This is a genomic window from Sporosarcina sp. NPDC096371 (genome assembly GCF_044762865.1).
Taxonomy (GTDB): Bacteria; Bacillota; Bacilli; order Bacillales_A; family Planococcaceae; genus Sporosarcina.
In genome coordinates this window covers 79,593-92,033 of record NZ_JBIWFE010000001.1, presented here as the reverse complement: position 1 = coordinate 92,033, position 12,441 = coordinate 79,593, and the positions used below count along the sequence as shown (strand labels likewise).

Sequence of the window (12,441 nt, the reverse complement as noted above, 5' to 3'; positions counted from 1 at the left end):
TATTATAAATATGGAAAGGGAGTAAAAAAGTGAAACTACATTCGATTGCACTACTTATTTGTAGTATTTTTCTTTTATCTGCCTGTCAAGAGGAAGCCGAAAAACAACCGGTTAAGAAAGATCCTCCAACCACCGAAGTCGACGACAATCCAGTCGAACAGGAAACGATGCCTATTGAAAAAATAAAAGAAATGGCCCTTTATTCGTGGGAGGTAGTGGATGGTGAGCATACTGCAGAGCTTTACCTTGTCGAAGACGAGGAGAAACCTCTGGCATTCTATTTGGCAGAAGTAGATGGTGCGCATGGTGTTTTGCAGGAACAGCTAGCAAAGGACTTGGAGAATGTAAGCGTCAATTTTGACGAATCCTCTTTCCAACAGTATACATTCGGCGATAAAACAATGATTACCTGGATTGCACCTGATGGAGTCGATGACGGCATACTTACGATGTGGAGTTATACGGATGGGAAGATGCGGCAAGTCACTTTTGATGATGAGCAACAACTCTCCATTACGGGTGATCAAGTGAAATTCATTGAAGACCACTATTTACAAACGTATATTTATCATAATGATGGCCAAAAAGGCATCGGCTGGTTCTATACGACTTGGCAGTGGAATGCGGCGAATCACAGCTTTACGACTTATGACACGACACAATATGTACGCGATGATGCCTATGGGTGGGAATCTGGTGAATATCATGCGAAATTATGGCATGAACACGAAGCTGAATATATCGCATTTCCTCACATCACATTGACAAATGACTTTGCAGAGTCGGTCAAAAAAGGAATGCTTCTTGAAAACACCATTCATCTAGGAAAATCCATTGATGAGGTGTTAAATCAATCTCCGGATTACCTTAACCATGATTATTATGAAGGCGGTCTTTATTATGCATTTCCCGGCGGTAGCAGTTATTTTTATGATGAACAAACACGTAAGATTACCTTTATCACCCTAAACGGTGGGATGGTTACAAATGATATTGATTCTATTATCTCCATTTTTGGGAAACCTGTTGATAGTGGATATGACGATATAGAAGTTTCGAATTATACCATTTTTCATGTCGGAGACTATCGTTTGAAAGTGGACAGTGACGAATCGGGTAAGGTAACTGGATTTTGGTTAGCAACACAACAATGGTATGTAGAATAAAAAAACTCCAGTTACGTCTTCAAAGCGATGATGTAGCTGGAGTTTTTCTATGGAATAGCATAGCTTCAATCGATCCATTCGCCTGTATACACGGATTGCGGGCGGAAAATCGTGTTGTCATTCGATTGTTCCATCGCATGTGCCGTCCAACCAACAATCCTCGCCGCGCTAAATGTCGGTGTAAAAAGCACAGGCGGCATATCGATGGAGCGCATAATGGCAGCCGCATAAAATTCGACGTTGGTATACAGTTTCCGCCCCGGTTTGTACGTTGCCAATAAAGCGATGATTTCTTTTTCGGCAGCGGTTGCTAAATCTAGCCATTCGTCTTGCCCCGACAGACTGATACATGTATCCCTCAATAAAATGGATCGTGGATCTTCCGTTTTATAAATCCGATGGCCAAATCCCATAATCCGTTCACCACTTGTCATTTTCTTTTCTACAACTGGACGAATATTTTCTGGTGTGCCAATCTCCTCTAATAATTCAATGACAGCCGAGGGCGCGCCTCCATGTAACGGTCCTTTCATCGTGCCAATGGCCGACGTGACGGCTGATGTGATATCCGACTCTGTTGAAATAGTGACGCGTGCCGCAAAGGTAGAGGCGTTTAAACCATGCTCCATCGTTAATTTCAAATACGTTTCGAGTGCCTCAACTTGCACGTCATTCGGGAGTTCGCCCGTCAGCATCCATAAATAATTCGCCGTATGAGACAAAGCGGGATTTGCTTCTACAATCGGTTGCTCCTGTTGATTTCTATAATGGCGTGCGATGATTACTGGAAGAGCTGCTGTCAGTAGGATGGCCTGGTCCTCAATCGACTTACGGGTAAAATCAGCGTGTGCATATGCAGAAATTGCCGTCCGCATTGCATCCATCAATAGCATCTCCCTAGGAAACGCATCAATAATTGCGATGATATGCTCGGGAAGTACTCGGCCTGCTAGCATTTTTTCATTTAATGTTCTGCTCTCTTCTTCGCTTGGAATACGTCCATTCCACAGGAAGTAAGCAACTTCTTCAAACGAATGAGTTGGTAGGAGATTGCCTACACCAATGCCTCGATACCGCAATTCTCCCTTCTCACCATCAACAGACGCAATTTCCGTATGAACTGCCACAACATCTTTCAACCCTTTTTGAAACATATAAACTCCTCCTTCTTTCCTTTAGTATAAAGCGGAGGTATGATTATAGAAATTGAATGTTTTTCATTAAAATGATTACTATTTTTAATCAAAGAGGAGCTACCTAATGGATTATCAATGGATGAAAACGTTTATTGTCGCCGCCGAAACATTGAACTTCCGCAAAGCTTCCGAGAAATTGCTGTTGTCCCAACCAAGTGTCACTGTCCATATCCGCCTTCTCGAAGAACAACTGGGTACGAAACTTTTTGACCGAGTGAACAACCGCGTTACTTTGACGGATGCTGGCAAAGTTTTTTATCCGGAAGCTGTACGGCTCACCAATGATGTCGATGCCAGTGTCCATCGCATGCATTCATTTTCGCAAGGCTACCGCCGGAACTGGACCATCGCCATTTCACCGTTAATGGCAGAAACTATTTTGCCTTATTTTTTGCGGGCATTCATCGAGCGGCACAAAGATATTGAAATCTCCATTCGCATCGAAGAATCCGAAACCATCGAACAGCTTGTCGATAATGGAGACGTCCATCTTGGCATCTCCGCGCTGGATGCTACGTTCAAAAATATTGAATCGATTCATATGTATGAGGATCCCATTCTTTTCATCACGCCAACTGATCAGTACGATGAAGAAAGCGGTCCCCCGATTGATCTGACGGACGTGCTCCGCAATCATTATTTATTGACACACCACCATCCGGTCTTTTGGGATGACTTACTGTTTAAGCTGAACAAACAGATCCCGGGTATCCGAACGATGAAAGTGACACAAGCGCATATCGCCAAACGCTTCATCCAGGAAAGGCTCGGCGTTTCCTTCCTGCCCCACTCGATCGTCCGACGTGAACTGATTGAAGGAAAACTCATGCAACCCCATTTCAACCTGTTCAACTTGCCGACTGTTTCTACCTATATCATTGTGAAAAAGAAAGGCGAGCTTGAGGAAGAATTTATAGATCAGATTGCTAGGTATTATTTTGGCTAAGTTTACTTGGACGATTTCACTTCTTTCACAAAACAGATCCTTGCCTATTAATCAAATTCAAAACCCTCTCCGCAATGGAAAGGGTTTTCTGCTTTTTATCTATATATGTTGAAATAAAGTATCTTACTAAAAACGCTCGGCGCTAGGGCATGCCTCCCGCTGTAAGGCGCCTTCGCTGGAGATTATAAATTCACCATATCTAATCCAACGTGTCTAATTGACTTCTAATATACTCCCCCCGCGCTTCAATATAATGACAGATAAACGCCGGTTCCTGATCAAACAACTGCAAATTGTCCTTTTCATAAGGATCCTTTTCCATATAGGGTCTAATCAAATCATGTAATGCTTGGATTTTCGGTTGTAGATGCTCTACAGTAAATATACTGCTTAAAATCTCTTCCAATAGGCTTTTATAGTGAATTCGAAACGTTTTCACATCGAGAATGCGTGCAGTGAGTGTATTAAATCCTTGGATTCTTAAATAGTCTTCCTCCATGACTTCCCCATCAACATCTCGCCCCCATGTCGCATCGTAATCCCACGGAATCACTTCAAATAGCCCTGTTTCCCCATTCTGATACAGGGCATAGTTATGAACAAAACCATCAAAGTTTTGAGTAAAAACGACTCCAGCTAACCAACGCAAGTATTGGTCGACATTGATATACTTCACAATTTCAGTCTCGAATTCCTCTTTTGAAATGGTATTAATGGCAAAGATCATTTTTTGTAATTCAATTTCATCCTGCTCCCCACCACATTTTTGCTCATAGCCAAGCTTTAGAGATTCCTTCACTTTCTTTTCAAGATCACTCATTAACGAAAAGTTGGCATCCCCATCTACCGCGTAGAAAATCGGTCCTTTTGGTAGGTCGCGATTCCTCAGAAAGCATTCATCCACTGATTCCAGTTCTAAATAAAGCCCCTCATTCACCCCATTAATCTTCAAAAAAACGAAGCGTGATGTCGGCGCCAAACAACCTATCTCCTCAAAGAAATCAAAAGATAACTTATTCCTTATTAACGAAGGATCTTTAAATTCAGCATTCCAATGCAGTTCTTGTACCTGTCGAAACATTTTTGGTTTATAAAAGGAAATTGCATAGGATTTCTTGTGAAAATCTCGAATATGGGAGCCTCGATAAGTTAAGTCAATCTCATATTTCTTTTTATGAACCGTAAGCTTGGCGGCAACCGGGTCCTCAAGCCAAATATCTTTTCGGAGTTCACTTCTATCTGAAGGGTGAATAAAGAGCTGATATTCAGGAATTTGCATACACACGCTTCCTTTGCCTGTTTAGTTATCCGTATGACCAAACAGGCAAAGATGCTACCAATTAATTAATCGGCAAGGAGTAAGCGATTGTCTCTAGCCCTCCTAGGACAGCCACGTACCTTATAGAAGGGGAGATAATGTTCTCTTCAACCAAAAAGAAAGGAGGTTAGGGGATAATGTCTGATTTTTCTATGGATCATATACACCGGGCAGTTGACAATGCAAGAAACTCTGGACTAGGTGATTTCCTGTTCCAAGAACCTTTTAGTAATCGTGGTCGTTCAAATCGTAGCGGATGCAATAAATGCAACCGACGCCGCACAAGCAGAAATCGACGTACGACTCGCAACCAACGTCGTACAACTAGAAATCGACGTACGACTCGCAACCAAAGACCTGTGAGAACTTGCTGTACTTGCCACGCTGCAGGGAATCGCAATCGTTGTACTTGTCGCGTTCTGAAGCAATCGAGACGACGCTCTTGCCACCGGACGAACAATAACCGACGCATTTGTTGCAACCGAAGATCTTCAAATTCGCATCGCTGTAATCAGCGCTGTTGCGGAGGCGTTTTCCGGCGAGATCGCTGGTAACACCGCCATAAGATAACCTCTTTTTAGTAGACTGAAAAGCGATTGTTATGCTACTTTACTTTGGATGAGTGGATTGAATATGGACTATCGGGTAGGTTGGCGCACAACCACTTACTCCATAGTCCTTTTCAGTTATACTTTATCGTATGAAATTGATGAGCCAAACGACGAATCTGATGTAGTAATTGCCGTTTTTAGTTTTATGTACAAACACTTCTGTTGATTAGCCATTTTCTTGCATAAAATACTAATGAGAAGGGCTTGAAAACCCCTATTTTCACTGGACCATTTTCGGTCCGCATACGGCGAATTAATCATGACAGATTTACGGGGGGGACCCCAGTATGGCTAGAAATGACTTCGTCATTTCTAGCCATACTTTCGGTTATCCTGCTACGATCAATTGCCTTTCACGTGCCTACCATGTTCAAGTGAAAAATGCAGTTTCTTAAAAAGAATAGAATAGATGATTTTCTATAAAGAGTGTAAGTGCCCGAAGATACAATTTCGGTCACTCTAGTACGTTGGACAATGAGTCTCTTTCTTACTTTAAGCAAAGAGTATGCATCTAATCAAAGGAGAAATGCACTACAATTCCTACCCTATGATGTTTTATAGAAAGTGACACTTCATTAATATAAAAAATCATAGAGAAAGCATCAGCCGACAAAATTGTATCTTTGGCGGCTCCTCTCCAGGTAAGGAGCATATTATTTTTACTTCCCAACAATATTCAGTACTTCGTGTATCTGTGCTTTGAGCGACGGATGAAGGACCACCATCCTTATACACTCAGACCTCTCGGTAATCGCATTGAAGTCATTCAATCCATAGCGATCTAAAAGCATCTATACACGTAGCGTCTGGTGTATGATCAAGATTATTATTGATTGATTTTAGTTAATCAACAGACGTTATGTACAACAAAAAAAGCCCCCCTTATACACGCTCTAGGAAGGCTTAACGATTCAGATTTTCACTTGATTTTTCAATGACCGCCTTAAAATTTTACCGGTTGTGTTTTTCGGTAGTTCGTCCAAAAACTCAATACATTTCGGTACCTTGTATTTGGCTAGACGTTCCGTACAGTAGGCCGTTATGGAAGTTGCGGTGGCTAATGATGCTTCTTTTAGCACGACGAATGCATGAACAGCCTCGCCGAAATCGGGATCTGGCAAGCCAACGACTGCCGCTTCAATAATGTCAGGATGCGTAAATAACACTTCTTCGACTTCGCGTGGATAAACGTTGTAGCCTCCAACGATGACAAGATCTTTTTTTCGGTCAACGATGTAAAAGTAGCCATTCTCATCGCGTTTTGCCATATCGCCTGTATACAGCCAGCCGTCTCGAATAGCGGCTTCGGTTTCTTCTGGCATTTTGTAGTAGCCTTTCATGACATTCGGGCCGCGTACAATCAGTTCGCCAACCTCGCCATCTGGTACTTCATCCCCCAACTCATTAACCACTTTGTTTTCAACGTTGACGATGTTGGTGCCAATGGATCCTGGAATTCGATCACGATCAAGCGGATTGAAACAGGTGACGGGTGAAGCCTCGGACAAGCCGTATCCTTCCGAGATGCGTACGTCGAATTTCTCTTCGAAATTATGGAGCAATGCGACAGGTAATGATGCTCCGCCCGAGATGGCAGTTCGAATGGATTTGAAATCTGTCGGATCACTGTCTGGGTGTTGATACAGAAAATTGTACATCGTTGGCACAGCTGCAAATATGGTAGCCTGTCTTTCTTTGACGATTTGAAAGACATCTGCCGGTGAAAATCGTGGTACAAGTAAGATCGTTGCCCCCTTTACGAGTGGTGCATTGACAACCACTGTTAAGGCGAACACGTGAAAGACGGGTAGTGTCGCTACAATGCGATCACTTTCCGAGTAGCCTAGGTAATCCGCGACATCACGGGCGTTGGAATACAAGTTGCCATGTGTCAGCATCGCCCCTTTTGGTTGTCCTGTCGTGCCTGACGTATATAAAATGACAGCGGTTTCACTTTCATCCATCGCAACGGGCTTGACACGTGGTTTCCCTCCCGACATCAGTTGTGCGAATGAATGGACTTTCATTTTCACCGCTTCGGGTAGTGCGGCCATTTTTACGGGTGTTTCAGGAACTGTTTCGCAAATTACATAGTGTTGAACGGTTGGGAATGCCCCCGCCGCCTGCTCCACAAATGGCAGTAAAAGATCAAGTGCAATCACTGCCTTCGCGTCACTATTATGTAAGATATACGAGATTTCGTCTGGCGTGTAAATTGGATTGATGGGAACTGCGGTTGCGCCGATTCGCATCGTCGCGTAGAGTGAAATCAAAAAATGTGGCGTATTGCCAAGTAGAAAGGCAACATTGTCCCCTTGTTCAATGCCAAGACTTTGCAATGCTGAAGCGAACTTGGATACTGACTCGTCAAACTCTGCATACGATGTCTCTTGTCCCATAAAATGATAAGCAATTTTGTCCGGTTGCGTCATTGCGGTTTCGTACACTCGTGAAACTAAATTCATGAGGACAACTCCTTCTTTGATTAAATGAGTGAATATTCATTCATCAGTCTATCGTAATCATTATATAAGAAAAGTTCAGATAATACAATACTAGACGGGAAGACACATAGTATTGTATTATCTTGACGCAACACCTTGTATCTTTCACCCTGGGACTTTAATATGTGCGAGATAGCGCCAGCGTATGAGATAAAAATAGATGATTTGCATCAGTGTAAATCCTGTCAACACAAACACAAGTTCTTTAACAATCGATATTTCCGCGAGCGCATCCCAAAATACTTGTAGTGATAGGAATGCAAACGAACTATGAACAAGTGCCACGCCCCATGGGAAGAAAAATTGTGGGATCAATTGACGGTTAACGATTTTTTTGAATTCACGATCCGTGGTCCCCATGCGACGAAGCACATCGAACTGTTTTCGATCACGCTCAAGTGAAGTATATAATCTAAAGTAAATAAAACTGCCCGCCGCCAAGAAAAATACAGCCGCCAATAGCAATCCGATGAATAACAACAGTGAAAATGTTGTTCGGATGACTGAATAGCTCAAACCAGGATTGGTGAATGAATACCGCAACTTTTCAGATGTACCTGCTAGAAACGACTCCGTATCAGACGCATCAATCGATCGTCCAATATCCTTCGTCCGCTGCCAATCTGGTACATTAAAAGCGTAATAAGCGAAGGTATGCAAGCCCTCCCTGAATACAGTCCCATAAACGATATCAAAATCTGAATCATTTAATATGATCGCATTTGGAGCAATCGAATTGGACGAAAACAATTGATACGGGTAGGCCCCGCCAATGTTCACCATCACTTGACTTTCTTTGAGAAACGTTGTGACTGTACGGTCTTTCAGTTGGTCATAGGCTGACACAGAAGGCGGAAGAAATAAGGCCTCTCCTGCTGCCAATTCAACTTCTGGATAGCCGAATGACAAGGCTAACAAATTGACGTTAGACAATTTCAATATAGCAACGCTGTTTTCTGTGAATGACGACGTTTGTTCCAACACTTGAAATCGGATAAGCGAATAATCGATTTTGTTACTATTTAATTCATTGACCAATTGCGTAATATGCTCACGTTCAAACGCATTATCTTGTTCACTCTTATAAATCAGGCCAAGCGGATGCATTTCACGGTACTGGGAAGCGAATGACGTGAGGGATGCCAACAAGCCAACTGACATGAATGCGATGGTTGAAACCATTGTTACGATGAAAAACATACGTGCATTTTCACGCAATCGGACGGCGCCTTCTGAAATCGATAGCAACCAAAAATGATGCCAATATAATCGTTTTCGTTTTCGTATTTTATGTAGCAACAGTGGCAAGGAATCTGTGAAAAAGTAAAAGGTTCCAATCGTTGCGAGCGGTGGCAAGAAATACAAGAAGCCGATGATCACCGAGTATGTCGTCGTCGTCGTCATAGCAGCCATCCCATACGCCATGCCGAGAAATGCCAGCCCGAGATAGCCGCGACTCTTCGAGTAACCGTACGCGCCTTGATTCCCCGCTTCTCCTTGTATTAGCTCTGCCACTTCCCCCGTCCGAATAAAAACCGGAGCGATGAATGATATGAGGACAAATAAGCTCAGGAAAGCACCGATTGTCAGCGCAAATGGTTGCCATGAAAAGTAAAGTGGTAAGGCCGGTAACAGCACAATCTCCCGAACGATCATAAAGAAAAACTTTGAAAACATATAGCCAAGAAATGTCCCTGCGGCAATGGACGCCATGCCAATAAACATCGTTTCAGTGAAAATAAGACGATTCAACTGGCGTTTCTCCATGCCTAAATGGAGTAAAATACCGAATTCCTTCGATCTTGCTTGCAAAAATGCCCGCATGGAATAAAACAAGAACAACACCGTGAAAATGTACAAAATGATCTCTGCTGCCCCCATTCCCATGACGGCGATTTCCTGTATGAAACCATTCTCAATCGTTGGGTGAAATAGCAGCATCGAATACAGGAAAAACACCATAACGGAAAAGACACTTGCCATGAAAAAGGCTGCATAGATGCGTCGATTACGAACGACGTTACGGTAAGCGAACTGACGAAAGGTCATTGACATTTCCTCCGAGAAGCGACAAGACATTCAAAATCCGTTGGAAAAATGTCTGACGCCTTTCATCTTTATAAATCTCATTGAAAAACTCGCCGTCCTTAATGAACAGCACGCGGTCACAATAACTAGCGGCAATCGGATCATGTGTCACCATAATCACAGTTGTCCGCTCGGTTTGATTGATTCGACTTAGCAATTCCAGTACGTCCTTAGCTGATTTCGAATCGAGATTTCCAGTCGGTTCATCCGCGAGAATAATTTTCGGCTTGTGAATCAATGCCCGTCCAATCGCCGTTCGCTGGGCTTGTCCCCCAGACAACTCATCGGGTCTCCGGTTTAGAATGTCCGACAAATCGAGTCCCTTTGCCACTTCCGTCACACGCTTTTCCATTTCCTTCACAGCAATCCCATCAAGCGTCAGCGGCAAAACGAGATTCTCTTCTACCGTCAACATTTGAAGAAGGTTGATATCTTGAAAGACAAATCCCAAAGTACGTCGTCTAAATAAGGCTAAATCATTCTGGCCAAGTGCTTCCGGCTCAATGCCATTGATCATAAGACGTCCATAGGTCGGCACGGTAATCGTTGAAATCAAATTCAACAACGTTGTTTTGCCACTCCCCGAAGGTCCCATCACCGCAACAAATTCTCCTTCCTCGACTTCAAAATCGAGGCGGTTCAAAGCTCGGTGCATCACTTTTCCCTCATAGATTTTCGTCACTTCCGTCAATTCTACGATTGTGTTCCGTGTCATCCACTTCACCCACCTCTCCATTTTTAAAGAGCACTGTCACTGTTGTACCCGTTCCAAGTTCTGATGTAATGTCCAATGGATGCCCGAGTCTGTTACAGACTTCCGATGCAATATACAGCCCCATACCAGTCGATTCACCCGTCAGACGTCCATTTTCACCCGTGAAGAAAGCTTTCGTCACACGGTTCAAGTCCGATGAGGGAATCCCAATTCCTTCATCGCGAATCATCAGCTGCAGTCCACCCTCTGTACTAGATGCGGTTATATGGACTTTCTTTCCTTGCTCAAATGTATATTTCACCGCATTAGTAATGAACTGCCCAATAACAATTTTCAACCATTTGATATCCGTCGCAACGGTGAATTTTTCATCAATCGAAATAACAGGAAACACACCATTTGTAATGAACAAACGCTTGTGTTCTGTAATCATTTCCTGCACGGCTGTTTTCAGCACAACTCGCTCAATTTGCATATCTTGTTCAAACGTTTCAAGTCGCGCATTGACGAGTACGGCATCAAGCCCAACTCGTAGTTTGTCAATTTCTTCATTGATACTCTCGCGGTCCAAATCATCTTCTTCCTGTAATAACAAGCCAATGACCGAAATCGGGGTTTTCATCTGATGTACCCATTGGTTCATAAAATGGAGTTGCCGATGCTGAGAAGCATACAACAGTTGCACTTCTTTTTGGTACAGCTTATATAAGTCACGAGTAAAATCCGTTGTTTGCTTATGTTCCGGTGCTTGGGCATGGCGAATGAGCGCATCTTCCATCTTGTCTGGCTTGCGTGTGATGGCCGCGTAAAAGGACCGCCTCATGATAAATTTACCGAGTAGATACCCCGCAGTTAGCAACATGCTCATACTGATGGCATACACAGCGGTATTAAAATTACGGAAGCCATCCAGCCAATATAACAGCAAGATAAATAATACGAGCATCATTTGAAACAATAAATACGACACATGTTCTTGTAAAAACAGTTTAACCTTGTTCATGATTCCTCCGGCGCCAATAAAAAACGATACCCTGCGCCGCGCACGGTTTCGATAGAGGACAGAATACCGTAATCAGCCATTTTTTTACGAACACGGGTCATATTAACGTTTAAGGTATTTTCATCGACAAAGGATTGGTCGTCCCATAGTTCCTCCAATAACTTTTCACGCGATACCACTTTTGGCGCAGCATCGATGAGTAGTTCTAAGATGACGCATTCCTTCTTTTGTAAGGGAACGACGTTATTTCTAACATGTAATTCCATCCGTTCAATATAGACATGCAACATGCCCGCCTTGACAGTCCGTTCAGATTGGTTCGGTGCGTATTCACCAAACGTTCTGCGCAAATGACTTCTTATTTTTGCAAGGACGATTTCATAATGGAAAGGTTTCGTGATAAAATCATCGCCGCCATTTTCCAGTGCAAATACTTGGTCCATGTCACCAGAACGCGCGGAAATGAATAATATAGGACATGTGGTATGTTGACGAAGTTGACGACACCAATAATAGCCATCATATGAAGGCAAATTGATGTCGAGCAAAATAAGATGTGGATTGAATGCTAGACATTCTTCTGTGACGCGCTCAAAGTCTTCCACAATTGCGACGTCATATTGGTATTTCCTTAGTGTATCAGCTAACAGTTGTGCAATTTTCCTATCGTCTTCCACGATAAAAATACGGTGGTTTTCCATCTGTTTAATCCCCCTTCACAGTTATTTTTAGTATAACCCAGAAATCGGAATTTTGCGTGTGGGACGCGGGGGGAGTGGCGTGGGTGGGCTCGCTTTGCGCGTGGGAGATTCCTCTTTGTGCGCGGGAGACTCCTCTTTGCACGCGGGAGACTCCTCTTTGCGCGCGGGAGACTCCTCTTTGTGCGCGGGAGAT

At 43.2% G+C, this 12,441-nt stretch carries 10 protein-coding genes and 1 pseudogene; 4 read left to right on the top strand and 7 right to left on the bottom strand.

The genetic code is table 11. The features are described from left to right. Nucleotides 1–29 precede the first annotated feature (29 nt). The gene (locus ACIQ0H_RS00385; RefSeq protein ID WP_403409299.1) at nucleotides 30–1,166 is read left to right on the top strand and encodes a Rossmann-fold NAD(P)-binding domain-containing protein; all 1,137 of its coding nucleotides are present in this window, start codon (nucleotides 30–32) and stop codon (nucleotides 1,164–1,166) included. Between the two features lie 65 nt (nucleotides 1,167–1,231). On the opposite strand, the gene ACIQ0H_RS00380 is transcribed toward ACIQ0H_RS00385, so the two are convergent. Then, nucleotides 1,232–2,320, bottom strand: a complete 1,089-nt coding sequence (locus tag ACIQ0H_RS00380; protein ID WP_403409296.1) for a citrate synthase/methylcitrate synthase — start codon at nucleotides 2,318–2,320, stop codon at nucleotides 1,232–1,234. Nucleotides 2,321–2,426: 106 nt separating this feature from the next. Here ACIQ0H_RS00380 and ACIQ0H_RS00375 point away from each other — a divergent pair, with 106 nt between their 5' ends. Continuing rightward, nucleotides 2,427–3,308 carry a LysR family transcriptional regulator gene (locus tag ACIQ0H_RS00375; protein WP_403409293.1) on the top strand — a complete coding sequence of 294 codons (882 nt, stop codon included), beginning with the start codon at nucleotides 2,427–2,429 and terminating at the stop codon, nucleotides 3,306–3,308. Between the two features lie 199 nt (nucleotides 3,309–3,507). Here the strand turns inward: ACIQ0H_RS00375 and ACIQ0H_RS00370 are convergent, their stop codons facing one another. Next, nucleotides 3,508–4,587, bottom strand: coding sequence for a CotH kinase family protein (locus ACIQ0H_RS00370; RefSeq protein WP_403409290.1), 1,080 nt, complete (start codon nucleotides 4,585–4,587; stop codon nucleotides 3,508–3,510). Between the two features lie 176 nt (nucleotides 4,588–4,763). On the opposite strand from ACIQ0H_RS00370, the pseudogene ACIQ0H_RS00365 reads away from it, so the two are divergent. Next, nucleotides 4,764–4,838: pseudogene (locus ACIQ0H_RS00365) on the top strand (hypothetical protein); the annotation flags it as partial. Between the two features lie 22 nt (nucleotides 4,839–4,860). Beyond that, complete coding sequence (locus ACIQ0H_RS00360; RefSeq protein WP_403412419.1) at nucleotides 4,861–4,989, top strand: hypothetical protein; 129 nt, start codon at nucleotides 4,861–4,863, stop codon at nucleotides 4,987–4,989. 1,159 nt (nucleotides 4,990–6,148) lie between these two features. Here the strand turns inward: ACIQ0H_RS00360 and ACIQ0H_RS00355 are convergent. The 5 genes from ACIQ0H_RS00355 to ACIQ0H_RS00335 form a co-directional block, all read right to left on the bottom strand. Continuing rightward, nucleotides 6,149–7,702 (bottom strand): fatty acid--CoA ligase family protein, encoded by a 1,554-nt coding sequence (locus ACIQ0H_RS00355; protein ID WP_403409287.1) that lies wholly within the window; start codon nucleotides 7,700–7,702, stop codon nucleotides 6,149–6,151. A gap of 144 nt (nucleotides 7,703–7,846) precedes the next feature. After that, nucleotides 7,847–9,790, bottom strand: a complete 1,944-nt coding sequence (locus tag ACIQ0H_RS00350; protein WP_403409284.1) for an FtsX-like permease family protein — start codon at nucleotides 9,788–9,790, stop codon at nucleotides 7,847–7,849. After that, nucleotides 9,762–10,544, bottom strand: coding sequence for an ABC transporter ATP-binding protein (locus ACIQ0H_RS00345; protein ID WP_403409281.1), 783 nt, complete (start codon nucleotides 10,542–10,544; stop codon nucleotides 9,762–9,764). The genes ACIQ0H_RS00350 and ACIQ0H_RS00345 overlap by 29 nt, the downstream gene beginning before the upstream one ends. Next, nucleotides 10,495–11,547 carry a sensor histidine kinase gene (locus ACIQ0H_RS00340; RefSeq protein ID WP_403409278.1) on the bottom strand — a complete coding sequence of 351 codons (1,053 nt, stop codon included), beginning with the start codon at nucleotides 11,545–11,547 and terminating at the stop codon, nucleotides 10,495–10,497. The genes ACIQ0H_RS00345 and ACIQ0H_RS00340 overlap by 50 nt, the downstream gene beginning before the upstream one ends. Continuing rightward, nucleotides 11,544–12,248, bottom strand: a complete 705-nt coding sequence (locus ACIQ0H_RS00335; protein WP_403409275.1) for a response regulator transcription factor — start codon at nucleotides 12,246–12,248, stop codon at nucleotides 11,544–11,546. The genes ACIQ0H_RS00340 and ACIQ0H_RS00335 overlap by 4 nt, the downstream gene beginning before the upstream one ends. Nucleotides 12,249–12,441: the final 193 nt, after the last annotated feature.

Coding starts and splice junctions, on each gene's coding strand:
- ACIQ0H_RS00340 (WP_403409278.1), bottom strand. CDS start 11,547: ATGAACAAGGTTAAACTGTTTTTACAAGAACATGTGTCGTATTTATTG.
- ACIQ0H_RS00375 (WP_403409293.1), top strand. CDS start 2,427: ATGGATTATCAATGGATGAAAACGTTTATTGTCGCCGCCGAAACATTG.
- ACIQ0H_RS00355 (WP_403409287.1), bottom strand. CDS start 7,702: ATGAATTTAGTTTCACGAGTGTACGAAACCGCAATGACGCAACCGGAC.
- ACIQ0H_RS00370 (WP_403409290.1), bottom strand. CDS start 4,587: ATGCAAATTCCTGAATATCAGCTCTTTATTCACCCTTCAGATAGAAGT.
- ACIQ0H_RS00350 (WP_403409284.1), bottom strand. CDS start 9,790: ATGACCTTTCGTCAGTTCGCTTACCGTAACGTCGTTCGTAATCGACGC.
- ACIQ0H_RS00335 (WP_403409275.1), bottom strand. CDS start 12,248: ATGGAAAACCACCGTATTTTTATCGTGGAAGACGATAGGAAAATTGCA.
- ACIQ0H_RS00380 (WP_403409296.1), bottom strand. CDS start 2,320: ATGTTTCAAAAAGGGTTGAAAGATGTTGTGGCAGTTCATACGGAAATT.
- ACIQ0H_RS00345 (WP_403409281.1), bottom strand. CDS start 10,544: ATGACACGGAACACAATCGTAGAATTGACGGAAGTGACGAAAATCTAT.